26 protein-coding genes are annotated in these 23,747 nt (G+C 34.5%); 7 read left to right on the forward strand and 19 right to left on the reverse strand.

The annotated features are described in order from the left end of the window. Positions 1-17: 17 nt before the first annotated feature. Entirely contained in the window at positions 18-2,828 is a 2,811-nt protein-coding gene (locus tag AB674_RS14520; protein WP_047777737.1) for a TonB-dependent receptor, read from the reverse strand. A 241-nt stretch (positions 2,829-3,069) separates the two neighbouring features. Here AB674_RS14520 and AB674_RS14525 point away from each other — a divergent pair, with 241 nt between their 5' ends. Then, on the forward strand, positions 3,070-4,170 hold the full coding sequence (locus tag AB674_RS14525) for a DUF4407 domain-containing protein (RefSeq protein ID WP_047777738.1): 1,101 nt from the start codon (positions 3,070-3,072) through the stop codon (positions 4,168-4,170). 331 nt (positions 4,171-4,501) lie between these two features. Here AB674_RS14525 and AB674_RS14530 read toward each other — a convergent pair whose 3' ends face one another. The 9 genes from AB674_RS14530 to ruvC form a co-directional block, all read right to left on the reverse strand. Continuing rightward, the gene (locus AB674_RS14530; RefSeq protein ID WP_047777740.1) at positions 4,502-5,206 is read right to left on the reverse strand and encodes a PH domain-containing protein; all 705 of its coding nucleotides are present in this window, start codon (positions 5,204-5,206) and stop codon (positions 4,502-4,504) included. A 71-nt stretch (positions 5,207-5,277) separates the two neighbouring features. Further along, positions 5,278-5,649 carry an MmcQ/YjbR family DNA-binding protein gene (locus AB674_RS14535; RefSeq protein ID WP_047777741.1) on the reverse strand — a complete coding sequence of 124 codons (372 nt, stop codon included), beginning with the start codon at positions 5,647-5,649 and terminating at the stop codon, positions 5,278-5,280. A 4-nt stretch (positions 5,650-5,653) separates the two neighbouring features. Then, positions 5,654-6,715: a DUF4421 family protein gene (locus AB674_RS14540; protein WP_047777742.1), complete on the reverse strand. Its 1,062-nt coding sequence runs from the start codon at positions 6,713-6,715 to the stop codon at positions 5,654-5,656. A gap of 93 nt (positions 6,716-6,808) precedes the next feature. Further along, positions 6,809-7,162: a DUF4260 domain-containing protein gene (locus AB674_RS14545; RefSeq protein WP_047777744.1), complete on the reverse strand. Its 354-nt coding sequence runs from the start codon at positions 7,160-7,162 to the stop codon at positions 6,809-6,811. Further along, positions 7,159-7,560, reverse strand: coding sequence for a GNAT family N-acetyltransferase (locus AB674_RS14550; RefSeq protein WP_047777746.1), 402 nt, complete (start codon positions 7,558-7,560; stop codon positions 7,159-7,161). Before AB674_RS14550 ends, AB674_RS14545 begins: the two co-directional genes overlap by 4 nt. Positions 7,561-7,609: 49 nt before the next feature. Further along, on the reverse strand, positions 7,610-8,392 hold the full coding sequence (locus AB674_RS14555) for a cyclase family protein (RefSeq protein ID WP_047777748.1): 783 nt from the start codon (positions 8,390-8,392) through the stop codon (positions 7,610-7,612). A gap of 248 nt (positions 8,393-8,640) precedes the next feature. Beyond that, positions 8,641-9,018 (reverse strand): GxxExxY protein, encoded by a 378-nt coding sequence (locus AB674_RS14560; protein ID WP_047777749.1) that lies wholly within the window; start codon positions 9,016-9,018, stop codon positions 8,641-8,643. Between the two features lie 220 nt (positions 9,019-9,238). Then, positions 9,239-10,396: a radical SAM family heme chaperone HemW gene (gene hemW / locus AB674_RS14565; RefSeq protein WP_047777751.1), complete on the reverse strand. Its 1,158-nt coding sequence runs from the start codon at positions 10,394-10,396 to the stop codon at positions 9,239-9,241. Positions 10,397-10,458: 62 nt separating this feature from the next. Next, on the reverse strand, positions 10,459-11,013 hold the full coding sequence (gene ruvC / locus AB674_RS14570; protein WP_082210647.1) for a crossover junction endodeoxyribonuclease RuvC: 555 nt from the start codon (positions 11,011-11,013) through the stop codon (positions 10,459-10,461). Positions 11,014-11,198: 185 nt separating this feature from the next. Here ruvC and AB674_RS14575 point away from each other — a divergent pair, with 185 nt between their 5' ends. Both AB674_RS14575 and AB674_RS14580 read left to right on the forward strand, forming a co-directional pair. Further along, entirely contained in the window at positions 11,199-12,143 is a 945-nt protein-coding gene (locus AB674_RS14575; protein WP_047777752.1) for a lysylphosphatidylglycerol synthase domain-containing protein, read from the forward strand. Further along, entirely contained in the window at positions 12,140-13,243 is a 1,104-nt protein-coding gene (locus tag AB674_RS14580; protein WP_047777754.1) for a glycosyltransferase family 2 protein, read from the forward strand. Before AB674_RS14575 ends, AB674_RS14580 begins: the two co-directional genes overlap by 4 nt. Positions 13,244-13,467: 224 nt before the next feature. Here AB674_RS14580 and AB674_RS14585 read toward each other — a convergent pair whose 3' ends face one another. After that, positions 13,468-13,953, reverse strand: coding sequence for a hypothetical protein (locus AB674_RS14585; protein WP_047777755.1), 486 nt, complete (start codon positions 13,951-13,953; stop codon positions 13,468-13,470). 48 nt (positions 13,954-14,001) lie between these two features. Next, the gene (locus AB674_RS14590) at positions 14,002-14,232 is read right to left on the reverse strand and encodes a hypothetical protein (protein ID WP_165579382.1); all 231 of its coding nucleotides are present in this window, start codon (positions 14,230-14,232) and stop codon (positions 14,002-14,004) included. A gap of 201 nt (positions 14,233-14,433) precedes the next feature. On the opposite strand from AB674_RS14590, the gene AB674_RS14595 reads away from it, so the two are divergent. Together AB674_RS14595 and AB674_RS14600 are read left to right on the forward strand one after the other, a co-directional pair. Then, positions 14,434-14,934 (forward strand): DUF456 domain-containing protein, encoded by a 501-nt coding sequence (locus AB674_RS14595; RefSeq protein ID WP_047777758.1) that lies wholly within the window; start codon positions 14,434-14,436, stop codon positions 14,932-14,934. Between the two features lie 284 nt (positions 14,935-15,218). After that, on the forward strand, positions 15,219-15,818 hold the full coding sequence (locus tag AB674_RS14600; protein ID WP_047777760.1) for a DUF937 domain-containing protein: 600 nt from the start codon (positions 15,219-15,221) through the stop codon (positions 15,816-15,818). 87 nt (positions 15,819-15,905) lie between these two features. Here AB674_RS14600 and AB674_RS14605 read toward each other — a convergent pair whose 3' ends face one another. The 6 genes from AB674_RS14605 to AB674_RS14635 form a co-directional block, all read right to left on the reverse strand. Next, positions 15,906-16,814, reverse strand: coding sequence for a pseudouridine synthase (locus AB674_RS14605; RefSeq protein ID WP_047777762.1), 909 nt, complete (start codon positions 16,812-16,814; stop codon positions 15,906-15,908). Between the two features lie 195 nt (positions 16,815-17,009). Further along, positions 17,010-17,966 (reverse strand): geranylgeranylglycerol-phosphate geranylgeranyltransferase, encoded by a 957-nt coding sequence (locus AB674_RS14610; RefSeq protein WP_047777764.1) that lies wholly within the window; start codon positions 17,964-17,966, stop codon positions 17,010-17,012. Between the two features lie 50 nt (positions 17,967-18,016). After that, a complete protein-coding gene (locus AB674_RS14615; RefSeq protein ID WP_047777766.1) occupies positions 18,017-18,607 on the reverse strand; it encodes a DUF502 domain-containing protein in 591 nt (196 codons plus the stop codon). A gap of 116 nt (positions 18,608-18,723) precedes the next feature. Then, positions 18,724-19,662 carry a mevalonate kinase gene (locus AB674_RS14620; protein ID WP_047777768.1) on the reverse strand — a complete coding sequence of 313 codons (939 nt, stop codon included), beginning with the start codon at positions 19,660-19,662 and terminating at the stop codon, positions 18,724-18,726. Between the two features lie 308 nt (positions 19,663-19,970). Continuing rightward, the gene (locus AB674_RS14630; RefSeq protein WP_047777771.1) at positions 19,971-20,189 is read right to left on the reverse strand and encodes a hypothetical protein; all 219 of its coding nucleotides are present in this window, start codon (positions 20,187-20,189) and stop codon (positions 19,971-19,973) included. Between the two features lie 30 nt (positions 20,190-20,219). Beyond that, the gene (locus tag AB674_RS14635) at positions 20,220-21,323 is read right to left on the reverse strand and encodes a diphosphomevalonate/mevalonate 3,5-bisphosphate decarboxylase family protein (protein WP_047777772.1); all 1,104 of its coding nucleotides are present in this window, start codon (positions 21,321-21,323) and stop codon (positions 20,220-20,222) included. Between AB674_RS14635 and AB674_RS22855 the strand changes: the two genes are divergently transcribed. Both AB674_RS22855 and AB674_RS14645 read left to right on the forward strand, forming a co-directional pair. After that, on the forward strand, positions 21,322-21,672 hold the full coding sequence (locus AB674_RS22855; protein ID WP_047777774.1) for a hypothetical protein: 351 nt from the start codon (positions 21,322-21,324) through the stop codon (positions 21,670-21,672). The two genes, AB674_RS14635 and AB674_RS22855, sit on opposite strands and share 2 nt — an antisense overlap. 63 nt (positions 21,673-21,735) lie before the next feature. Beyond that, positions 21,736-22,209, forward strand: coding sequence for a TspO/MBR family protein (locus tag AB674_RS14645; protein WP_047777775.1), 474 nt, complete (start codon positions 21,736-21,738; stop codon positions 22,207-22,209). A gap of 195 nt (positions 22,210-22,404) precedes the next feature. On the opposite strand, the gene AB674_RS14650 is transcribed toward AB674_RS14645, so the two are convergent. Beyond that, a complete protein-coding gene (locus AB674_RS14650; RefSeq protein ID WP_047777777.1) occupies positions 22,405-23,568 on the reverse strand; it encodes a xylose operon transcription regulator XylR in 1,164 nt (387 codons plus the stop codon). Positions 23,569-23,747 lie beyond the last annotated feature (179 nt).

The following is a 23,747-nucleotide window of genomic DNA, read 5'->3' on the forward strand; positions in this document are numbered from 1 at the left end:
ATTATATATATGGATTATTACAAGTCTAACTTCAAACCAAAATTATATCTGGCCTGATAGTACTCTACTTGTTTGGTATGCGCTTCAATTCCTTGATAATAGCGCAATGGTTGGTTAGTTAAATTGTTGGCTTCGGCAAAAAGACGCAGTTTAGGTGTAATTTTGAAAGAAGCATTAGCATCAACAAAAAGTTGCTTGTCATAATAACTGTCTTTGTACGATTCTGAACCCAGCTCGTCTAAATAATCCGATGTAAAGTTGGTGGAAACTCTGGCAGAAAAACGTTTGTTTTCCCAAGATAATGACCCGTTAAACATATGTGGAGTTGTTCCCGGAAGGCTAATGTTGTTTCTTTCGTTTCCATCTTCGTCAGCAATTCCTTTTGCTTTAGATTTGGTGTAGGTATAGTTCAAATAGATACCAAAACCTTTAAGGAATTTTCCAGGCAAGAAATCTAACTGACGTTGAAAAGCAACTTCAAAACCATAAACATCCACATTGTCTCCGTTTCGGGATTGTACAAATGACCAGTTTTCGCCAACCGGAATTGGGTTTATTTGATTCGGGAAATCATTTGCGAATTTTGCAGCTGTATATTGATTGTCGCTGTAGTTGTAAATGAAATCATTTAGCTTTTTGTAGAAAACACCTCCCGAAATTAATCCCACAGATTTGAAATAATTCTCTGCCATGAAATCATAGTTATAGGAGTAAGTGACATCAAGATCCGGATTTCCGGCTGTAATTGCTTTGTCGGCAGCAATATTGTTCACATAAGGAGCTAAGGCATAATAATTAGGTCTTGCCAAAGCCGTTGTAGCAGCTGCTCTTAAAACCAAATCTTTAGTGGCATTGTACTGAAAAGAAATACTTGGCAATACGTTTGTGTAGGAATTGGTATTGTTGATTTTGCTTTCTAATTCTTCTTCGTCAAGAACACGATTTCCGGTATAATCGATGTGCGTATTCTCTACACGGAAACCTAAAACCATTGATAATTTATCATTAAAATCCTGATCCCATCTTACGTAAGCGGCATAAATATTTTCTTTAGCATTATAGTTAACTGCCAGATATTCTGCGGCGTCAGCTTCTTTGTCGAATAAAGATGGATTGTTTAAATCAAGACTTCCTAAAAAGTTTGCCGATGCAAAAGTTCCCGGAACATATTTGCTCCCCGGATTGAAGTTCTTACCATCAAAAGAACTTGTTGGGATTCCGGATAGTAATTCCATTTCGTCACCTGTAGGTTCGTAGGAGAAGAAAATATTATCTCTTTTTTTCTCTTTTAAACGTAGTCGAAGTCCGGTCCTAAGTCTTCCTTTTTGTGAAGGAATAATCGTAAAAGGAAAACGAATGTTTACTTTGGCACCAAATTCACTTTCGCTGGTATCGTCTGTGTTTTCTGTAACCGAATCAAATTTGAATTTATCTAGCGCTTCTCCGCTTGTTGTGATTAAAGGAAATCTCAAATCCGATAAATCTTCGGTCATTTCAAGACCTTTCTGGCGGTATTCGATATAACGTTCACCCGGACGATATTCTCTCGCTTTGGCATAATTGGCAGACCAATCCAAATCTAATTTAGAATTGATTAAATGCTCTCCGCGAATAGAATAATTCTGTACACGTTGGTCTTCTAATCGTGTGTTTTTATTTCTGTTGTTGTCAACTCCGCCTTTTGTCTGACGTTTTACACGGCCTTCAAAACCAGTAATTTGTTCTCCATTGTAAATAGGTTCAATATCATCGTAAGTAGTTCTGAAACGGTTTTCACGATCGTCTCTCCAGTTGTAAATGGCATTGGCAAAAATGGTGTTGTTTTCATCAAATTTGTAATCTAAAGCAACAGATCCGCTGCGACGAATACGTTGTACATCGTACTTTCTAATTTCAGATGCCTGTAAATATTGATTTCCGAAATCATCTTTTACCCATTCGTTTTCGATATTATCAGAACCATAATCTACATTATTATAAGAACCACTAAAAACGAGACCAAGTTTATTATCGAAAAGTCTGTTTCCGTATACTAAACCTGCTGTATAACTTGCGTGCTCGCGTATTGGTAGATAGCCGCCGGCAAGAGTTGCAGAGATTCTTTCACCGTTTGGAGTGGCTCTTGTAATTAAATTTACCGAACCTCCGATAGCATCTGCATCCATATCAGAAGTTAGTGTTTTGTTGACTTCAATCGTAGAAATCATATCAGACGGAATCAAATCCATTTGTACGTTTCTGTTGTCTCCTTCGGCTGATGGAATTCGGTCACCGTTTAATGTTACCGAGTTCAGTGATGGAGCTAGGCCTCTAATGATAATATTACGGGCTTCACCCTGATCATTTTGCATGGTGATACCGGGAACACGTTTTAAAGCGTCTCCTACGTTGGCATCGGGAAAACGACCCATTTGATCTGAGGAGATTACGTTTCCTATATTTTTGTTATTTTTTTGCTGATTTAAGGCTTTGGCCTGACCTTTTAAAATGTCTCCCACAACCACTTCATTCAATTCTGTTCCCGAAGTTTTAAGGGTGAAATCAAGTACGTTGTTTTTTCCTTGTTGTACTGTAATTTCATGAGTAATGGAAGTATATCCAATGTATTTTACTAAAACCTGATAAGTACCTGCATTTATATTAAGTAATTCAAAACGACCATTGTAATCAGAAACGGTGTATTTGTTTTCGCCTACAATTTGAATCATTGCTCCGGGCAAGGGAAGTTTGTCATCAGCATCTAATACCTTTCCGGATATTATCGCTTTCTGAGCATAACCTGCTAGGGTTAATAGAAAGAGTGTTACTACTAAATAGAAGTTTTTCATTGTGTTTTTTTTGGTTTGATTTTAGTTGCGAAACTAAAACCTTAGTATTATTAAACACATGGAAAAAAATTAACATAGTGTTATGATTTCCAGTAAAAAGGAAAAACCTATTAAAGTTAAAATAACATTTCATTTGTAGGATTTAGAAGCGAATCAGACAAAAACAAATAGACTATTTACATGAGAATCAAAAAATTGGCGCTAAATTTGCCGTATCAATCACAATCAAAAATCATCAATCATGTTAAAGCAATTTTTTATCCTTTGTTCAGGAGTCGACCGAGACCTTCTGGATGGTTGTTCAGAAGGTGAACAAACCAAATATGTAGGTATTGGAGCTACCGTTTTTTTTACCGCAGTTATGGCTTTTCTGGCCAGTGCCTATGCACTTTTTACCGTTTTTGACTCTATTTATCCGGCCCTAATTTTTGGATTTGTCTGGAGTTTACTAATTTTCAATTTAGACCGTTTTATTGTTTCGACCATCAAAAAGAGAGATCGTTTCTTAGACGAATTTCTACAGGCGACACCTCGAATTATGTTGGCGGTTATTATTGCAATTGTAATTTCGAAACCATTGGAGATTAAAATTTTCGAAAAAGAAATCAATACAGTTTTATTGAAGGAAAAAAATGAAATGGAATTAGCCAATAAAAAACAAATTGGAACTTATTTCAAATCAGATTTAGATAAAAATAAAGCAGAGATTGCAGCTTTGAAAGCAGATATTGTAAAGAAAGAGAAGGAAGTAAACGCCTTATATTCAACCTACATTACCGAAGCCGAAGGAACTACAGGAACTAAGAAGTTAGGCAAAGGTCCGGTTTATAAGGAAAAACGAGAGAAACACGATGCTTCTTTAAAAGAATTTGCAGACCTAAAAGCAGTTAACGAAGCTAAGATTGCGGAGAAAGAAAAAGCCGGAAAACAACTGCAGGCAGATTTAGATAAAAAGGTTTCACAAACACAGCCAATCATCGAAGGTTTTGATGGTTTAATGGCGCGTATCAACGCTTTGAATAAATTACCTTGGCTACCGTCATTTTTTATAATGTTGCTGTTCCTGGCGATCGAAACTTCACCGATTATAGCTAAATTATTATCTCCAAAAGGAGAATTTGATTTTAAACAAGAAGAAGCCGAAACAGCGATCAAAGCCACTTTATCACAGAATAAATACCAACGCGATTTATTGGTTAAAACCAGTGCTCAAATGCACGATAAGGTGTATGCCGACATTGCAGAAGACAAACAACTTTACGACCTGCAAAGAAAAAAAGCCACAGAATTGTTAGAACTGCAAGCGCATAATTTTGTTGAGAAGCAGAAGGCAACTCTTTAGCGTGGTTTAACCGCAAGGTTCGCGAAGATTTACGCAAGGTTCGCAAAGGTTTATTCAAATCTGTTAAACTAAGAACTATGATCTTTGTTACTATGAGCTTTTAAAAAAACTAGCTACAATTTTTTGCCACAGATTAGAGGATTAACACAGATTAAAAAAATCATTTTAATCCTGTAATCGGTGGCAATTTTTTTTGAGTATTGATCTCACATTAATACGGTATAAATGAAAAATAAAAAGCCCAACATAATATAATGTTGGGCTTTCCCTTTTTTTAACCTTTTGCGAGCCTTGCGTAAATCTTTGCGTCCTTTGCGGTTAAGCAAATGTGCTACATATAACTCAAAATTTCTTTCTTAAACGTATCGTATTCCCCTTGCATGATTAATCCGTTGTCTAATAATTTTTTATAATTCTGTAATTTATCGAAAAGTTCTTCCTTAGACAATTCACTTAATTTACGATCTCCCGTTGGTGCCTGAGGCTGAATTGGCTCAAAAGTTTCTGTAAAGGAGGGAGTAGTAGCAGGCATAATTTCTGCAAAACTAGTTACTTCTTCCGTTTCAATTTCTTCGATTTCTTCTTCAACTTCAACTTCTTCTGTTTGAATAGTTTCAGCTACCGGAGTTGCTACAACCGGATTTTTTAACAGATCCAATTGCTCTTTAGCGTAAGTAAAGATTTTTCGAGCTTGAATTTTAGGAATATAATCGATCGAAACCTGAATATCTGTTTTAGTAGAAAAAGAAAACTCTGAACCCAGAATATTTTCTTTTACAAAAGTTCCAACAATATCATCCCAGGTATAATCTGTAAAATCCATAGAAAGACCTAAGTTTTTAGGTTTACAGATAATGATTCTCTTGTTTGTTAATACAATACTATCAGGAAAAACAGTAATTGCCGGTTTTTTCTGAACAGCAATATAGCCTACTTCTTCGCCTCTCATCATTAAATCGTTAAGCTTAGAAGTGATTTTTTCAATCGCCTTAGGGTCTTGTTCTTCGTTTAAAAACTTTTTAAATTGTTCTTTCATGTGTTATAAGTTGCTAAGTTACAAAGTAACTGAGTTGCTAAGTTTTTTTTCTTACGCTGCAAATGTAATGCCTAATTTTCTAATTCAGTAATTTCGTTTTGAATTTTCTTGGTCAAACTTTTGAAAACCAATTCATAGGAATGATCTATTAATTCTTTTACAAAAGCTGTTGGTAAGTTCCCGTTTAAGGTAATCGTATTCCAATGCGCTTTATTCATGTGAAACCCGGGATTTATCTCGTCATATTCCGCTCTTAGCTCCTGTGCGCGCTCAGGATCACATTTTAAATTTGCAGCTGGTTCGTTTTTTTCCCATCGTTGTAAAGAGGTTAAAGCAAATACTTTATCGCCTACTTTAAAGACTAAAGTATCTTCATCAAAAGGAAAATGTTCCGTTACTCCTTTTTTAGAAAGACAATATTCATAATAAGTTTCCAGGTTCATATTTTTATAGTTTTATTTTTTCTTCAATCTTTTTTGCCGGTTTTGCTATAAAATTGGGAGCGTCAAAACGATATCCAAAATACAACAGGCCATATATTTTGCTGTTCTCAATGCTATTTTTTCGATCTTCTTTGTACCAGTTAACATTAAAATTAAAACTGGCTCCAAAAAGAATATGGTTCGAATTATAGCCCATTTTTATGCCACCTTCAAGGAACTGTGTAAAATACGTCTCTTTCTCAATTGTATTTCCGTCTGTATCTGCAGATTTATTTTTCGAAAACCGAACTCCGACTGAAGGAGTTAAATTGGGCGCAATATAAAACTTCTCATGAACTATAAAATTATAAAAATAACTCAATCCCAGTCTTATATTATAGTTGTCTTCTTTGCTTTTATTTCCGTTTTGATCGAATGAAAAACGGTTGTAATCGTATGTTAAAGTAGGAATAAAACTTCCGGCGCTTTGCTTTTGCCATTCTGTAAAGGAAGTAATGCTTTTGAGTGAAAACTTCGGATTAAAAACATAAGAAGTTGACATGCCAAAAGTTTCATTTTTGAGATTTGGAAATTGCAGATACGGATCTTTTCCTTCTGTCCAATCCGGCACGAAGTCGGCTGTATTCTCTACATAGTACCCTCGGACTTTACTGTATTGAAAGTTTTGCAGCCAATGTCCTAGAAACAAACGGAAGTTGTAATCAGAAAAGGAAGATTTGCCTTTTAGACTATTGTCATTATTTACTCCGAAAAACTTCGGGAAAAATCCATAACTGAAACCAATAAACTTATAATCGACAGTAAGGAATAATTTGTAGTCATTATTTGGGACAATTTTAAGATTCTGACTTTCTTTGGCGGTATAAAAATACGTATCGGTTTGCGTACTCAAATTGGCACGGACCATTATTTTGTCAGGATAATAAATGAAATTTGTAGTGTCCTTTTTAGAATTATTTTGTGCAAACCCGAAGTTGAAGAGGAAAAAAATAAATAACAGACTGCCGTAAGATTGGAATAAACTTAAAGGATTAATTTTAGTATTTAATTTTTCAGCTATTCTCATTTTGGAAAAATGATGTATTAAAGAACAGTCTAAATATAGTATTTTATTACCAAAAGACAATTCGATAGAAGAAAGTTAATAGATTTTTAAAGTTTAGTTTTTACCAATTTCTCCTAAATGGGTGTTTTTAAAACCGGTTTCGTACTTTAAACCGTAACCAAAAAAGCGATCCATTGCAGCGTGAGAAAATAGAATTACTCCGATTAGTTGGGCCAGTTCAATCTTTAGATAACAACCTGAAATATAAAACAAGACAGCAATTCCACGATGATGAAATAAATTGTATAAAAAAGCTCCTGTTTTAGCATTAACCGTATAACCCAACATGGATAAGTCGGGAGCTAAAATCAGTATTAAAAACCACCACCATTCATAACTCAGAAGGCTGAATAAATAGATACCGAGGATAAATAAACCTAATTCTTCTAATTTGATAACTGTTTTCATTTGATCACTTTTTCCATCATTTTTTCGGGATGGTCTAATGCTTTAAATCCAAATTTCTCGTATAAAAAATGGGCATCGGTTGTGGCCAATCTCCAGATTTTAATTTCGTTCAGTTGTGGTTCATTCATCATATTCTCAATTAAAATAGACGAATAACCTTTCCCCTGATGTTCTTCAGTAATAAAAACATCCATGACATAAGCAAAAACCACGTAATCGGTTATCACACGTGCAAAACCAATTTGTTTGTCGTCAAGATAAATTCCAAAACAAACAGAAGCATCTATAGTTCGTTGTACTTCCTCGATTGTGCGCCCCGCAGCCCAATAAATGTCTTTTAAAAAGTGCTGAATAAACGGAACGTCAAGTTTGCTTTTATCGGTTGAAACTGTAATCATAATTAATTGTTGATTTTAGATTTTAGACTTCAGATTTGAAATTAGCAATCTAAAGTCTAAAATCTGAAATCTGAAATAGAATTGGTTTAGACGGACTTGCGTCATTCTCAAACGAAGCGATTTGTAAATTTAGTATATAATCTCCGTCTTTAACTTCATCAGAAACATAAATCATTTCTGTAATGGTAGCTTTTAGTCGGGCATCAGGATTTAAATGAAGTGTATCTTTTACATTCCAGAATGCTTTATGGGCTAATAGTTTCCCTTCATCATGCTCTCGGTCAACACTTGGTAAGTCGATTAATAAATGCTGGATTTCGCTTTCACGAATAAAAACAGCAGCGTCTTCAGCTAAATAAGGGGGATTGGTATTAGAATATTTTCTTGATTTTTTATCCTTTTGATTGGGTAGTGTTCTGATAATTAATGCCTCCGTTGTCAAATGGAGTGAAGTCGAAAGGTTCATTGCTTTTTGGACTTGCTCTTTCGTAATTACCAAATCTTCTCCAATTGTTTCAGGTTCAATAGTGATCAATTTTGCCGAAAAGAAAAATTGGGTCAGGGATTGATTGATGCTGTAAAAATCAGTTGTAATGTGTCCCAAACATTCGGTGTGTGTACCGTGTCCGTGTGGGTTGAAGAAAATATTATTGAAATTAGTTGATGATTTTCCTTCCGAAACTTTGCCGATCCAGTCTCCAAAAACTACGGGTTCAATAGCCGGTTTTTCGATGTACCAGGCAATCGGGTTTTCATCGGTATTTGTTAATGGGATTGAGATGTCTATGGGTTTAGATAAGTCAATTTCGAAGTTGTTTATTTTAGCTTTCATAGTTTTTTTAACTGCAAGGGGTGCATTTTTTACTGTTGTGTGTATTTAACCGCAAGGTGCGCTAAGAATTTTATTGTTGTGTTTATTTAAGCGCAAAGAGTTCGCAAAGCTTTGTAAATAATCTTTGCACCCCTTGCGTAAATCTACGCGTACCTTGCCTCTAAATAAACGCAAAGTTGCATAAATTTTTGTAGAAAAACTTTTGCGCCCCTTGCGTAAACCCTCGTACTCTTTGCGGTTAAATAAATTCAAAGATTATTAACAATTCGTTGAATTCCATTCTTAATTAATACAACATTAAAATTAATTAATAAACCCAACTTACAATCTGTTAATTTTAAATAAGTTAAAAGTTGAGCAAAATGAACATCATTTAAAGCTTCAACAGATTTGATTTCTAAAATTAGTTTATTTTCTATTATAATATCGAGTCTGTAACCAATATCTAATTTTACGTCTTCATAAATTAAAGGAAGAGTTTTTTGTTTTTGAACGTCTAAATCACTTTTTTTTAATTCATAGTATAAACACTCTTCATAAGCACTTTCCAATAATCCGGGACCGAGAACCTTATGTACTTTTAATGCTGAGTCAAAAACAATTCTCGCCAATTGATTTTCTGTCATTTATATTAAATTTTAAAAGAATAGATAAATCTGGTGTTTCTTTTTCAAATCTAATAAAATATTGGTAGTAAAGAGAATTTTTTGTAAGATTTAACTTTCGTGTAATTTAATCGCAAGGTGCAAAAGGATTTACGCAAGGGTCGCAGATCTTTCTCACAAAGCTTTGCGACCCTTGCGTTAAAAGAAGCAAAAAACCTTCGCGTACCTTGCGGTTAAACCCTTATTCCAAGCTTAAATAAAATAAATCCGATGCTATCCCATCCGTCAAAAATTTTCCTTTTTGGGTTGGTCTTAAAATGTTGTCAGCAATATAAAGCAATTCATCATTTAAGAATTTCTGTGCTTGTTGCTTCAGATAATCTAAATATTCAGTACCAAATTCATCTTTAATTCTTTCGAGAGAAACACCCCATATGGTTCGTAATCCCGTCATGATGTATTCGTTGTAGCGATCTGATTTTGACAGAGTTTCAGTCTCTATCGGTAGAGTATTATCTTGAATAGCTTTGAGATACAGCGCATTATTCGCTACATTCCAGCCCCTCTTTTCACCATCATAACTATGTGCCGAAGGTCCGACGCCAATGTATTTTTTACCCAGCCAATAAGCCGAATTGTTTTTGGAGAAGTAATTTTCTTTCCCAAAATTGGATAATTCGTAATGAATGAAATTGTTTTTCTGAAGCATTTCAACCAAAATCATAAAGTGATTGGAAGCGACTTCATCCTGGGGTTCAGCAATTTTTCCGGTATCGATAAGTTTTTTTAAAGCAGTTTTAGGTTCTACCGTAAGAGCATAACTTGAAATATGCGGAATGCCGAAACTTAAGGCAGTTTCAATATTTTGTTTCCACATTTCGTCTGTCATTCCCGGAATACCATAAATTAAATCGAGGGAAATGTTATCGAAATATTTAGTTGCCTCGGTTAAACAATTCTTGGCTTCCGCCGAATTGTGAGCGCGATTCATCAGTTTTAAATCCTCTTCAAAAAAAGACTGAATACCAATGCTAAGGCGGTTTATAGGGCTTTTAGATAACTCAAAAATTCGTTCTTTAGACAAGTCATCCGGATTAGCTTCGAGTGTGATTTCCGGATTTTCAGCAACTTTATAATTCTCGTAAACGGTGTCAATCAAAAGTTGTAATTCTGAGTTCTCTAAGACAGATGGAGTTCCCCCACCGAAATAAATAGTTTCTACAATTTCATTGTCACTTCGAGCGGAGTCGAGAAGATTAAACTCATTTTTGCGTATCCGGATTTCTTTGGCAATAGCCAAAACCATTTCCTCTTTCTTCTTCATCGAAGTCGAAAAATGAAAATCGCAATAATGGCAAGCCTGTTTGCAGAAAGGTATGTGGATGTAGATGCCGCTCATTTTTTTAGTTTGCAGTCCCAGTCTCAGTTTTCAGTTCTGAGACTGAAAACTGAGACTGAAAACTATTTCTTAACTCGTTCTTCATTCTGTTTCACAAAAGCATCCCAACCCGAATAGCTTTGTCCGGCAACAATTTTTCCGGAATTAAAAAAATGACAGACCGCAGCCGCCAAACCATCAGTTGAATCGAGGTTTTTAGGTAATTCTTTTAAGCCTAAAAGCTGTTGGAGCATTTTGGCAACTTGTTCTTTGCTGGCGTTTCCGTTTCCGGTAATTGCCATTTTTATCTTTTTGGGTTCGTATTCTGTAATCGGAATATCCCTTGAAAGTCCCGCCGCCATTGCAACGCCTTGCGCACGACCTAATTTTAGCATCGATTGTACGTTTTTGCCAAAGAAAGGTGCTTCGATCGCAATTTCGTCCGGATTATGTGTTTCGATTAATTCTATGGTACGCTCAAAAATGATTTTAAGTTTCTGGTAATGATTGTCATATTTGGAAAGTTGCAATTCGTTAAGCTGCAGGAATTCCATTTTTTTATTAATGACTTTAATCAATCCAAAACCCATAATCGTTGTTCCGGGGTCAATACCTAATATGATGCGTTCTTTTGTCAAGAGTGTTTTTGTTTCAAGTTTTTTGTTTGTTTCGCCAATTTGGCTTCCAGTCTCATGTCACGTTTCAAGTTTCAAGTTTCACGTTGAAAATGGATAAGGACACATTTCCTCATTGTCTCATTTTCAAATTGACACATTTTCTAATTTTCAAATGGTCACATTCTCTAATTGCTTACTTTTGCGCTATGATTTCAATTCCCCACAAAGCTAAACAATTCCTTGTTCTTCTGGCCAAACTTTTGATTGTAGGCGGTGCATTTTATTTTATTTACGATCAGTTGGCGCATAACGACAAACTCGATTGGCAGAAGTTCATTACTTTATTTCGTAAAAACCAATCCGTTTTAGGAATAGCTTTTATTTTGCTTTTGAGTATTCTGAATCGTTATTTTGAGATTCTAAAATGGCAGAACCTGGCTAAAGTATTGCATGAAATTTCATTAGGACAAGCCACCAAAGAAGTTTTGGCGGCCTTAACCGCCGGAATTTTTACACCAAACGGGGTAGGGGAATATGCCGGAAAAGCCTTGTTTTACTCGAAATCGGAAGCCAAAAAAGTGGTTTTTCTGAATCTGATCTGTAATGGAATTCAAATGGTTCTGACCGTGATTTTTGGCGTTTTTGGCTTGTTGTATTTCAATGCCAAATACAATGTAATTACGACCAAAACGGTGGCAATACTGTTTGCGGTTTTCTTTTTCTTTTTTATTGTTTTGTTTTCGTTGAAGAAAATAAAAATCAAAGGATACTCCATCGAGAAATTGCTTCATAAGATTAACGAGCTCCCGAAGTCCGTTCATCAAAAAAATATACTTTTAGGGATTTGTCGTTATTTGGTTTTCTCGCATCAGTATTATTTTTTATTTCTGGCTTTTGATGTTGAACTGCCTTATTTCACGCTCATTGCAACCATTGCTGTGGTTTACTTTTTAGCTTCTTCTTTACCCACTTTTCAGTTTTTGGATTTCGCGGTAAAAGGAAGTGTTGCCATTTATTTCTTCGGAATTTTAGGCGTAAACGAATGGATTGTTGTTTTTATCTCGACTTTAATGTGGTTTTTAAATGTGGTTTTGCCGGTTATTTTAGGCAGCTATTATGTGTTGAATTTTAAAACTAAAACCGCAGAATGAGCCTGGCTTTGTTGGTCATATTAGCAATTTATGTGCTAACAATTGGGTGGCTTATTTATGGTTATACCAAAGTAAAGAAGTACAAAGAGAATAATTTAAAGCCTCAAACGGGTTTTACAATTATAGTACCTTTTAGAAACGAAGCAGATAATTTGCCACATCTTTTAGCAAGCTTTTCTAAGCTCAATTACCCGACTGATTTGTTTGAGGTTATTTTGGTGGATGATCAGTCCAGTGATCATTTTGAGGTTTTAGGTTTTAGGTTTCAGGTTTCGGTGGTCGACACGATCAGGGTTTCGGAGTCTCCTAAAAAGGACGCTATTTCTACGGCAATGCAACATGTAAAAAACGATTGGGTTATTACTACCGATGCAGATTGTATCGTTTCGGAAAACTGGTTGCTGACTTTTGATAATTATATTCAGGAGAATAGGGTTTCGATGTTAGCGGGCGCGGTTACCTACGATTGTGAGGATTCATTTTTGCATCATTTTCAGCAGTTGGATCTTACCAGTTTGCAAGGAGCAACCATTGGAAGTTTTGGACTAGAAAGAGCCTTTATGTGTAACGGTGCTAATTTTGCATACACAAAAGTTTTGTTTGAAAAATTAAATGGTTTTGATGGTAATAATAAAATTGCGAGTGGCGATGATGTTTTTTTACTTCAAAAAGGGGTAGAATTATGTTCTGACGAGGTTCGTTATTTAAAAGCGGAAGCTGCAATTGTACACACGCAACCCACGCAGGACTGGAAATCATTGTTTTATCAGAGAGTACGCTGGGCAGCCAAAACAAGTTCGTATCAGAGTGTTTTTGGAAAGGCGCTGGGATTGATTGTTTTCTTCGGAAATCTGAGTTTTGTAATCGGAACTGTACTTTTTGTCTTTGGAATCTGGTCGTGGAAGCTTTTTGTCTTGTTTGTCTTTTCAAAGTTCACAATTGATTTTGTACTGCTTTATACCACAAATCAATTTTTAAGAAAGACCAGAATAAAAAACCTAATTCTGAGCAGTATCTTATATCCCTTTTTTAGCTCGACGGTGGCTTTGTACAGTTTATTCGGTTCTTACGAATGGAAAGAGAGACGGTTTAAAGTGTAGCATTTAAAGGACAAACATTTAAATCTTAAATGAAGCTGTGTGTAATTTGAACCATGTAAGTAATATAAGTTCATTTAAAGCAATCTTATATTTTCTTAAATGACTTATATGGTTAGAATGTCGTCTTTAAAACAAACAGAGTCTGATTTGAACCATGTAAGTGATATAGGTTCATTAAAGACAAACTTATATTTTCTTACATAACTTATATGGTTTAAACCAATTTACTTAGCGTCTTTTGCTTTAATAATTACAGGTAGGATAAACTGGGTTTTTACCGGAATTCCGCGTTTGATGGCAGGATTTACTTTAGGGAAATCGACTAAACGCGCGTGGAGGATACTGTCAATTTTGATCGTGTCGTACGCAACAGAATCTTTTGGGAATTGAGGCTCAAATTGCATTGTAGCATTTGGGAAAACGGTCACTTTTACTTCGATCGTATCAAGCTCGGGATAAAGGATAGAAAGGGAATCGATGTCTAATTTTTCCTGAATAAGTTGTGCCATTTTTTCGAAGAAACATTGTTGACGCAGTTTTTTATCCGCTATTTTTTCGCAATCGACTACAGAGGGGAATTCATCTACTTCTTTCCAGTTAATAGATTTTAGTTCTTTTTGCAGCAATTCTTTTTCAGACGGAACCTGCTTCTCAAAATATTGACAAGAATTGAAAAGTAAAACGACTATAAAAAGAAGAAGTTGTCTCAAGATTTTGATGTTGAATGAAACTGATTTGATTCGGTTGTAAAAATACGATTATTTTTTTTGGGATGCTTTGTATTGGAGATATTCTTCATAGCTTTTTGAAAGCCATTCTTCTTTGTTTTGCGCTGCAACTTCTTTCTGTTCAGGATATAAAGCCGAAAGGCGATCTGAAAAAGTAGCAATCTGAACGGTATAGTTATAAAATTCTGTTTTGCTTAATACAATATTTGGATCACTCCTGCGATTAAAATACTCGAGGAAAAGCGCATTAAAATCTTTCATAGAAAAATTTAATACTTTTTTCTTATTACTTTTATAAATACTGTCTTGAATTAATTGGTCATCTATTGAAAGTTTTTTGGCCTGTGCGTGTATATTTACATTGCTCATAAAGATCAAAAAACAAAATAAAGATAAGGGCAAAAGTCTTGACATTGTTATAGTTGATTAAATTGCTTGTAAGAACGAATTTACAAAAAAAATATGGATTTAATATTGGTGTTACTTGGTTTTGTATGTGTAATAGTTGGAATTTTTGGTAGTTTTTTACCGGTTTTACCCGGATTATCCAGTTGTTGGGTGGGTTTGTTGTTGTTGTACTTAACCAAGGCTGTCGAAAATAATTATTGGCTCTTGGGAATTACACTTTTGATAACCGTAATTATTACCATTTTGGATTATGTTATTCCTGCCAAGGGAACAAAGAAGTTTGGCGGAAGCTCCTACGGAATTTGGGGTACTAATATTGGATTAATAGTCGGGATTCTCTCTCCAATTCCTTTTGGAGTAATTTTAGGGCCTTTTTTTGGTGCTTTAATCGGGGAGCTTATTTATGATTCCAAAAACCATCGTCGCGCCTTAAAAGCAGCAACAGGATCCTTGTTGGGATTCCTTGCTTCGGGATTTATTAACTTCTTGTTTTGCATCATTTTTATGGGGATTTTCATAAGTATAGTATGGCAGAATCGAAGTTTATTGTTTTAAATCTTCATTCAGGATTTAAGCTTTTTCTTATTTTTTTGATTTCCTCAAAAAATATTTTAATTTTCTTTCCTTCTTTTTTTCCTTTGTTTTGATAACGAAAGGGTTATGTTTATTGAGGCTTTTTGCTTTCGATGTTAAATAAGCAGTAAATCCTTTAGTGAATTTTAAACATATTTTTTGAAAATGTTAAAATATTTTATATTTTTATCCAGATAAACGATTAAAAGCCCCACTTTGTCGATTATTTTGAATGGATTTAAATAATTCTAAAAATAATAAATAGTATGACTCCGAACCTACAAATTGAACTTAGACGTTTCATATCTTCTAATGTTGTCTCAAAGTTGAATAAGTTTTATTTTGAAAATGATGCTCTTTTAATAAAGGGAATTGATGTTTCAATAGGTACAGTTCTGATGGGATTGTATAATAAAGCGGAGGATTCGGGTTTCTATAAACAAATAGTGTCATCGATAGAGGAGGATTCAACATTTTACGGAGAGGTTGATTTTGCCTCCGGTAGAATTTTATCAGTTGACGATTGTTATCGCTTAGAAGGAAATGGTTTATTGAAAGAGATTTTTGCTAACAAAAAAGGACGGATCTCTGAAATGATTTCTAATGAAGTCGGAATCAAAAGTGAAACCGCCAGAGAAATTCTTAATTTTTCAGCACTACTGGTCGTTTCGTATCTTAAGAATAATGTTCAGCTTTTAGATAGTTTAAAATTACTGTTAGAAGAACAGAAAAGAGATATCTTAAACAGTATTCATCCCGGAATCAAAATAATACTTGGATTCTCCTGTTACGAAACGGTAGATGACAAAAACCAAGCAAGCTTAGGAAGGTCCATTTTTACCCTTTTCGGACATAACTTCTTTTAATATTTCCCTTAGTCAGAATTGTTATAAAATAAAAAATCCCATTTTACAGAAGCAAAATAGGATTTGTATTTTTATTTGAGACGCTAATTAAACGTTTTTCAAATTAATGATTTCTTGATCCGTCAGGAAACGCCAGTTACCTCTTGGTAAATTCTTTTTGGTAAGACCTGCAAATGAAACACGATCGATACGTAAAACGTCATAATCAAAATGTTCAAAAACGGCACGAACCACTTTTACGTTTGAAGAGCGTAATTTAAGTCCAATTTCGCTTTTAGGCTCATTGTCAATATAACTCACTTCTTCTACAAAAACGCGGTGTCCGTCAAGAACTAAACCTTTACTGATTTTTTCTAAATCTTCATATTTAAGATTTTTATCTAAAGAAACCTGATAGATTTTAGATGATTTCTGACTTGGTAAAGTAAATTTACGAATCATGTCAGTATCATTTGTAAACAACAACAAACCGGTTGTGTTTTTGTCCATTCTTCCAATTGGAGCAATTTTAGCTGTAGTAGAACCACGAACTAATTCTAAAACATTACGGTATTCCTGACCTTCGTCAAGAGCAGTGGTAAAGTTTTTAGGTTTATTCAACAAGATGTATTCTTTCTTCTCAGGAGTAAGTGTAACACCGTCAAAGTTTACAACATCATTTAATTTTACTAAATATCCCATTTCAGTAACCGGAACGCCATTTACTTTTACGTTTCCAGACTGAATGTATATGTCGGCATCACGACGTGAGCAAACTCCTGAATTCGAAATATATTTATTCAAACGGATTTCGTCAGCAGCTTTTTGTCTTTTAGGTGCCTGATTTTGTTTTTTAAGTTTTTGTGCCGCTTCTTCCTCCGCTGCTTTCACGGCAGGTTTTACTTTTTTCGGCCCTTGAGCACGCTTTTGCATGGCAGGTTTTGGCTTGTTAGAGTTTGATCTGGAGCTATTTGGTCTAGAACCACCTCTTTTATTATTGCCTTCCTTATTGTTCATAAATTCTGTAATTTGTGCAAAGATAGTTTATTCTTGCTAAATAATCCTAAGTTCAATGTTCTTAGATTGATAGCCTTGTTTTTTTGTTGATTTACCGAGTGTTGTGATTTAGTTTTCAGTCTCGGTCTCCGTTTACAGTTTCATCTTAGATCTTACATGTGACATTTTGCATTCTACATCTTCATATTATAGAAATCAAATCTTAAGCAGCAAACTCTTTCCATGCCATAAAACGCTTGGGTTTATCAAAACAATGCAGAAAACCCCTGATACAATTAAGAATTTTAGCGTGTTGTGAAGCAGTAAAAATTGCTCTTTTGTATTTGATTTCCAAAGATAAAGCAGGAAAAAAAGCAAAAAGATGTAACAGACATAGAAGTAAATGTCCATGTAACCCACATCGTAAATGTTGATTAAAATATAAACGGGTAGTATAGTCAAAAACGTCAGAGCAGTTATGATTTGTTTTGAAACCTTTTCATTGTATATGATTGGAATAGTTTTGTAATTGTTAGCCAAATCTCCTTTCAGATTTTCTAAATCTTTTATCATTTCGCGAATCAATAATAATAAAAACAGAAACATGGCGTGGGCAGAAATTACCGCAAAGTGGCTCATGTGGTTTTCAATCTCTTCAAAAGATATGGCGTTGTAGAAATAGAGTAAGATGGCAAAAAAGGGAATAACAGCCAGTAAAGCGGCAGTTAAATTCCCGATAATAGGGTATTTTTTTATTTTATGGGAGTAAAACCAAATGAGGAAAATGTAACCGGAAAAGAAGAAAAAAGCCCTCCAGGAAACGATGAGAGCCATTAACGCAGCAATAAAATTCAAAGTAAAATAAACCGATAATTTGGTCTTCTGACTTACCAGCCTGTCCAACATGGATTTATTAGGTCTGTTGATTAAATCTTTCTGACTGTCGTAAAAATTATTGATAATATAACCTGAAGCGATGGTAATAGCAGAAGCAAAAACGATTAAAAATAAGCGAAAATCAAGTAAGATATCCAAAGCCCTTTTTTCGGGAGCCAAAATAAAAATGGCAGATAAATACTGTGCTAAAACAATGATCGGAATGTTGTAACCTCTCACTACAGAGAACAAACTAATAACTTTCATCGCCAAAATTTTATTCTTTCTGCTTAACATTTTTTTGTTAGAGGTTATTGTTTTTTAATTAGCATTAACGGATTTAAATGCTAAAGTACATCTTTTAATAGAGCTGCAGAACCAAATCCAAGTTTTCTTATGCATTGCAGCGCTTCTCTTTGTGAAACCGGTACTTCTTTAATTCGTTCTTTTTCCATAAAATAAACGCCTCCACCCATTGGATTTGGTGCATCCGGAATAAAAACGGTAAAATGATCTTCATTAATTTGTTCGATCAAAAAAGCAAATTGCCAACCATCATCTACACGAGCCAAAATTACCTTTAAATTCTCTTCATCGTTAGTTCCGAATATGTTTTCATTTATGCCTTTCATAAACGAATATCCCGGAATCAGGCTTAAAATTTTATCTTCAAGTTTAATAACCAGATTTTTTGCTGTTTTTGTTTTGGCAATGATACCAGCTAAAAAGCAGATAATTATGATGATTACTAATCCGATTATTTCCTGTAGCGCCAGTCCTAATATTTTTACTTTAGGCAAATGACTCGATAGCGGAAGTGTTACTTTTTGTACAATATGATAAGCTTTTTCAAGGAGAATAAAAAAGATGGCAAGCGGAACCAAAAAAAGAATTCCTCCCACAAGAGTAGTCCTTATAATTCTTAAGATACTTTTCATATTGACATGTTTAGTTTAAATTTTTATAAAAAAATCAGACAAAGCAACAAAATCAAAAAGGCAAATAGAATTGAATTCTACTTATTGGAACGGTAAAATTTTGGAGAAATTATAAATTAGAATTGATAAACAACTTCTAATTTATAATCCTTTAGCGAAACTTTAGCGCGTTCTAAATCTTCAGTAAAACCTAGAATATAACCACCACCGCCAGAACCACAAAGTTTTAAGTAATAATCATTTGTGTCAATTCCGTGTTGCCAGATTCCGTGAAATTGTTCCGGAATCATTGGTTTGAAGTTATTCAAAACAACTTTAGAAAGTTTCTTGGTGTTGGTGAATAACGATTTCATGTCACCATGTAAAAAGTTTTCTACGCAGGCATCGGTATATTTTACAAACTGGTTTTTAAGCATGGTACGGAAACCTTTGTCTTTTAGGTTTTCCATAAAAATATTTACCATTGGAGCCGTTTCGCCTACAATTCCGGAGTCTAATAAAAACACAGCGCCTTTTCCGTCAAAACTTTGAGTCGGAATACCGGTTGCTTCAATATTGTCTTTAGAATTGATTAAGATTGGAATGCTTAGATAACTGTTTAAAGGATCTAAACCGGAGCTTTTTCCGTGGAAAAAACTCTCCATTTGAGAAAATATATTTTTAAGCTGTAACAGTTTTTCGCGAGTTAGATTCTCTAAAACGGTAATTTTATTTGTAGCATATTTATCGTAGATCGCCGCTACAAGAGCACCGCTGCTTCCAACTCCGTATCCTTGTGGAATGCTGGAATCGAAATACATACCTGTTTCAACATCATTTTTTAAAGTAGTCAAATCAAAAGTAACCAATTCCGGTTGTTCTGTTTGTAACGTTTCAAGATAGTCTACGAAACGTTTCAGGCTTGCGTTTGATGCAATAGCTTCCGCCGAAGGTTCTTCGGTTTTCTTTAAAGCACCATTGTAAAAGTTATAAGGAATAGAAAGTCCTTTGGAATCACGGATAATTCCGTATTCTCCAAAAAGTAATATTTTCGAGTAAAATAATGGTCCTTTCATAATTTATTTAATGTCTTTCTTTATTTTATTTGGGTCTTGTCTGGTGTCAAAAATAGTGTGAATCCTAATTTCATTCACGCTAAAACTGTATAATAGGCTCGACTGTTTTGTAACCACACATTTACGATATTTTTTATTTACGGATGATTTCGGAAAAATCTCAGGATTCGTAACTATGATAGAAATTGCTTTTTGGAATTTCACAAGAAACATATCTTTCGACTTTTTAGACCATCTTGTTTCAATAAAATTTAAAACAGTATCTAAATTTTTCTCAGCTGTTTTGGAAAAATTTATTTTAAGATCCATCAGCTGTATTTTTTCATCACCTCTTCGTAACTTGTAAATTCACCTCTTTCAAATTCCAATTCACTTTGAGCGATGTCTGCTTTCTGATTCTCCGTCAACTCCTCCCACCAATCTTTTTTTTCTTTCTTAAAAATTTTGCGGATGGACTGGATGATAGCCGGATCTTCTGTGTCTGCTAACAATTTGATCAACTCGAGTTTTTCTAATTGAATGTCCATAATCTGAATTTTTAATTAAAGATACAAAAATTATAATGCAATTGCACCATCTCCAATTTTGTCGCAAATGTACTGACCATTCTGACAAAATACAACTAATTCGTCCTGAATAAATTGTAACACTTTTTCGCTAACGTTTTCGGGATACAGAACGTGAACATTTGCCCCGGCATCAAGCGTAAAACAAACCGGAATCTGAGTCTCATTTCTGAATTTCCAGATGGCATTTATAATCTGCAAAGTATTCGGTTTCATCAAAATATAGTAGGGCATAGAAGTCATCATCATAGCATGTAAAGTCAAGGCTTCACTTTCTACTACTTTTATGAATTCGTCCAGATTACCGCTTTCGAAAATAGCAATTAACTGATCCAGGTTTTCATGTGCCTGAGCAAAACGTCTTTCGGCATACGGATGGTTGTGCATTAAATCATGTCCAACGGTACTGGAAACCTGCTTTTCGCCTTTATCGACCAATAAAATAGTGTCCTGATAATTCTTGAAATTGTCATGTATGGCGTACGGAAATTCAACTCCAAATAAGTCAGAACTACCTTCAATATTGGCTTGATTTCCCCAAACAACCACTTTTCCTTTTACACTTCTGCAGGCGCTTCCCGAACCTAAACGTGCCAGAAAAGAAGCTTTTTGAAAGAAATAATCGTCTGTCATTTCAGGATTCAGTACTTTTTCGAGACTCATAAAGTTCATTGCCAAAGCCGCCATTCCAGATGCCGAAGAAGCAATTCCTGAACTGTGCGGAAAGGTATTCTGAGTGTCAATCGTAAAATGATAGTGTTTCAAAAAAGGAAGATATACTTCAATTCTTTCTAAAAACTTCTGAATTTTGGGTTTAAAATCTTCTTTTGGCTTTCCTTCAAAAAGCAAATCAAAAGAAAAATCCTTTGCAGTCACACTGAGCGAAGCCGAAGTGTGTTTCTTCTCAAAAGCCAGTTTAGTGATCGTTTTACAATTGTTAAGTGTAAAACTCACAGATGGATTCGCCGGAATCTGATTGTCTTTTTTGCCCCAGTATTTTACTAATGCAATATTGCTGGGAGCGCTCCACTCAAAATTACCTTTTTCGATATCCGAAGTATATTTATTTGGAATAAAATCAGTTGCTGTAAACATGAAATATAAAATTTTGACAAAGATACTTTTTCTTATTTATTTGTCGCTAAAAGCGGAATATTTAAACCATATAAGTGATGTGAGAAAATATAAGTCAGCGCTTGGATTTTACTTTGCTTGTTTGGTTTATAGGGTTCAAAGCTCATTTCTTATTTGTTTGATGCTAAAAGGGGAATATTTAAACCATATAAGTGATGTGAGAAAATATAAGTCAGTGCTTGGATTTTACTTTGCTTGTTTGGTTTATAGGGTTCAAAGCTTATTTTTTATTTGTTTGATGCTAAAAGTGGCAAATTTAAACGATATAAGTGATATGAGACAATATGAGGTAGTGCATAGACTTTCCTGAACTTACATCACTTATATGGTTTAAAGTCCATTTTTGTCTATTTTTGGCTTAAAATTTAATACAATGAATAAAATAGTCCGAATTGTAATTGCTTTAATGGTTTGTTTGTTAGTGGGTTATTCTGCCAGTACGGTTACAAGACCCAGTATTGAGACTTGGTATGTTACGCTTGTAAAACCAGCTTTTAATCCGCCCAATTGGATTTTCATGCCGGTTTGGACGTTTCTTTATGTTTTAATGGCGGTAGCAGCAGGATTGGTTTGGGATAAAATAAAAGAACAAAATCAAGAGGTAAAAACAGCTTTGGGTTTCTTTTTGATTCAATTGACTTTAAATGCGATTTGGTCGTATCTTTTCTTTGGATTGAAAAACCCAATGTTGGCTCTGATTGAGATTGCAGTTTTAGAATTGATGATTTATGAAACGTATTTGAAATTTATTAAAATCAACAAAACTGCAGGGTATTTACTAATTCCGTATATGGTTTGGGTTGCTTTTGCTGCGATTCTGAATGCCAGTATTTGGTGGTTGAATTGATGTTGTTTTTGGGTTCCTGTTTTTTTTGTTTCAAGTTTCAGGTTTAATTTATTGTTCCCTTGATTAGTGTTTCAATAGTGTCTTTGCTTTTATTGATTTGCTCGATTGTATTTTTTATAAAATGGAAGCGTTTGAAAAAAGATGTTTTAGGTTCTTAAACTTTATACTATTAAGGTTTAGAAGACACTTTATTAATTATTTCAATTGCTTCAATTTTCGAAATTCTAAAGGATTAACCCCTTCGTGTCGGCTAAAATATCTCGAAAGATTTTTAATATCCGTGTAACCACAAACATCTGAAATCTCTGTGACAGACAGATCTGTTTCGATCAAAAGTTGTTTGACCTGTTTGATTCTTAGAGTGTTGATTTCGTCCAATATACTTCGTTTTAAAACCAATTGGAATCTTTTTTCTAAAACTCTTCTCGACAATGCGGTGGCCTTCACAACATCATCTACGGCAATTCTTTCTTTATAATTGTAATAGATAAAATGCAGGGCTTTGCTTATTTCTTTATCGTTTACAGCCAGAAAATCGGTTGATCTGCGCGTGATTATTTGTAAATGTTCTACCTGAATATCGTTGTAAATCCCTTCTTTATTTTGCATCATTTTACTAAGAAGCTGTGCCGTTTCGAAACCGGCTTTTTCAGTATTTAAAGAAATGCTCGACAAAGGAGGATCAGACAGATTGCAAATACTCAGGTCATTATCGACTCCAAGCACAGAGACTTGTTCTGGAACGTTGATGCCAATGGCTTTACAAGCTTCGGTGACATGTTGCCCCTGATTATCGTCGCAGGTCATGATGGCGATTGGTTTTGGTAAAGCTTTTAGCCAATCGGCAAGTTGTGATTCTTTGTAGCTCCATAGTGGCGGAGTTTCTTCTTTTTGATGTTGGTAGATGTGAACGTTACAATTGACTTCTTTCACTTTTTCGCAAAACCCTTCACATCGTTCACGTGACCAAACAATATTATCAAAGCCATAAAAAGCAAAATTCTTAAAGCCTTTTTCGATAAAATAGGAAGCGGCCATGTGTCCCGTTTCTTTATAAAGTCCGGTAATGTTTGGAATGCCCGCAAAACGTTCGTTAGTATCCTGCGCAATTATCGGAATGTTTAACGAAAGCAATTTTTCAAATACCTGTTCATTTTCAATTTGCGCTATAATGCCATTAGCACCCCAGGTTCTGGCCCATGCAATGGCATTTTTTAAATCCTTTTTATTTCCACTTACAATTGGAATCCGGCAAAAGTTAAGCGGGCCAAATAGTCTGGAATATTTCGCAATTCCGTTTAAAAGCCCTCGGCCATATTCTTCAGAAAAGTTAACTAACAATAATACTTTGGGTGTCATTTTTATTAGATGTTAATTGGGATACAGTGCTTTACATTAAAATGAAATCTGAAAATAACTACTAGTTTGCTTCGGATTTTTGAATTGTAAATATTCGCAAAATGAAGATTAATTATCGCAAATATACCATTATCAATTCAATTACAAGACTACTTTTGTTTTGTGGTTTTTAATGAAAT

The sequence above is a fragment of the Flavobacterium sp. ABG genome, assembly GCF_001027725.1.
Lineage (GTDB): Bacteria > Bacteroidota > Bacteroidia > Flavobacteriales > Flavobacteriaceae > Flavobacterium > Flavobacterium cupriresistens.

What these genes read in the sequence shown, in the direction of transcription:
- AB674_RS14535 (WP_047777741.1), bottom strand. Translation starts at nt 5,649, where the DNA reads ATGAACCTGGAAACTTATTATGAATATTGTCTTTCTAAAAAAGGAGTA.
- AB674_RS14540 (WP_047777742.1), bottom strand. Translation starts at nt 6,715, where the DNA reads ATGAGAATAGCTGAAAAATTAAATACTAAAATTAATCCTTTAAGTTTA.
- AB674_RS14615 (WP_047777766.1), bottom strand. Translation starts at nt 18,607, where the DNA reads ATGAAAAGTATCTTAAGAATTATAAGGACTACTCTTGTGGGAGGAATT.
- AB674_RS14555 (WP_047777748.1), bottom strand. Translation starts at nt 8,392, where the DNA reads ATGAAAGCTAAAATAAACAACTTCGAAATTGACTTATCTAAACCCATA.
- AB674_RS14590 (WP_165579382.1), bottom strand. Translation starts at nt 14,232, where the DNA reads ATGAAAGATTTTAATGCGCTTTTCCTCGAGTATTTTAATCGCAGGAGT.
- AB674_RS14605 (WP_047777762.1), bottom strand. Translation starts at nt 16,814, where the DNA reads ATGAACAATAAGGAAGGCAATAATAAAAGAGGTGGTTCTAGACCAAAT.
- AB674_RS14530 (WP_047777740.1), bottom strand. Translation starts at nt 5,206, where the DNA reads ATGAAAGAACAATTTAAAAAGTTTTTAAACGAAGAACAAGACCCTAAG.
- AB674_RS14635 (WP_047777772.1), bottom strand. Translation starts at nt 21,323, where the DNA reads ATGTTTACAGCAACTGATTTTATTCCAAATAAATATACTTCGGATATC.
- AB674_RS14560 (WP_047777749.1), bottom strand. Translation starts at nt 9,018, where the DNA reads ATGACAGAAAATCAATTGGCGAGAATTGTTTTTGACTCAGCATTAAAA.
- AB674_RS14575 (WP_047777752.1), top strand. Translation starts at nt 11,199, where the DNA reads ATGATTTCAATTCCCCACAAAGCTAAACAATTCCTTGTTCTTCTGGCC.
- AB674_RS14520 (WP_047777737.1), bottom strand. Translation starts at nt 2,828, where the DNA reads ATGAAAAACTTCTATTTAGTAGTAACACTCTTTCTATTAACCCTAGCA.
- AB674_RS14550 (WP_047777746.1), bottom strand. Translation starts at nt 7,560, where the DNA reads ATGATTACAGTTTCAACCGATAAAAGCAAACTTGACGTTCCGTTTATT.
- AB674_RS14600 (WP_047777760.1), top strand. Translation starts at nt 15,219, where the DNA reads ATGACTCCGAACCTACAAATTGAACTTAGACGTTTCATATCTTCTAAT.
- AB674_RS14580 (WP_047777754.1), top strand. Translation starts at nt 12,140, where the DNA reads ATGAGCCTGGCTTTGTTGGTCATATTAGCAATTTATGTGCTAACAATT.
- hemW (WP_047777751.1), bottom strand. Translation starts at nt 10,396, where the DNA reads ATGAGCGGCATCTACATCCACATACCTTTCTGCAAACAGGCTTGCCAT.
- AB674_RS22855 (WP_047777774.1), top strand. Translation starts at nt 21,322, where the DNA reads ATGAAATATAAAATTTTGACAAAGATACTTTTTCTTATTTATTTGTCG.
- AB674_RS14545 (WP_047777744.1), bottom strand. Translation starts at nt 7,162, where the DNA reads ATGAAAACAGTTATCAAATTAGAAGAATTAGGTTTATTTATCCTCGGT.
- AB674_RS14525 (WP_047777738.1), top strand. Translation starts at nt 3,070, where the DNA reads ATGTTAAAGCAATTTTTTATCCTTTGTTCAGGAGTCGACCGAGACCTT.
- AB674_RS14630 (WP_047777771.1), bottom strand. Translation starts at nt 20,189, where the DNA reads ATGGACATTCAATTAGAAAAACTCGAGTTGATCAAATTGTTAGCAGAC.
- AB674_RS14595 (WP_047777758.1), top strand. Translation starts at nt 14,434, where the DNA reads ATGGATTTAATATTGGTGTTACTTGGTTTTGTATGTGTAATAGTTGGA.
- AB674_RS14620 (WP_047777768.1), bottom strand. Translation starts at nt 19,662, where the DNA reads ATGAAAGGACCATTATTTTACTCGAAAATATTACTTTTTGGAGAATAC.
- AB674_RS14650 (WP_047777777.1), bottom strand. Translation starts at nt 23,568, where the DNA reads ATGACACCCAAAGTATTATTGTTAGTTAACTTTTCTGAAGAATATGGC.
- AB674_RS14645 (WP_047777775.1), top strand. Translation starts at nt 21,736, where the DNA reads ATGAATAAAATAGTCCGAATTGTAATTGCTTTAATGGTTTGTTTGTTA.
- AB674_RS14610 (WP_047777764.1), bottom strand. Translation starts at nt 17,966, where the DNA reads ATGTTAAGCAGAAAGAATAAAATTTTGGCGATGAAAGTTATTAGTTTG.